Here is a 280-nt window from a genome sequence, read left to right on the forward strand (position 1 = left end):
TTATAACGATATTGCATCGACCTGGAAGCGGCTTACCAATCGACTCATAGGTTTTACGCCCCATTAGAATCGGCTTGCCCATCGTCACTTGTTTAAAGTACTTAAGATCATTGGGCAAATACCAAGGCAGCTTGTTGTTAATGCCGATAACTCGGTTTTCTGCCATCGCGACGATCATGGAGCGCTTCATTGTTTCTTCCTACTCGATATATATTTAAACTGAAAAAGGGTACTGGATACTGTCATGCGACTCATAGCCGACGACTTCAAAGTCAGCGGT

1 protein-coding gene is annotated in these 280 nt (G+C 43.9%); it reads right to left on the reverse strand.

The window, feature by feature from the left end; all coding sequences use genetic code 11:
• Positions 1 to 190, reverse strand: a 190-nt coding sequence (locus A3757_RS05210; RefSeq protein ID WP_197469813.1) for a dihydrofolate reductase, incomplete at its 3' end; no start/stop codon positions are given.
• Positions 191 to 280 lie beyond the last annotated feature (90 nt).

It is taken from the genome of Oleiphilus sp. HI0117 (genome assembly GCF_001635235.1).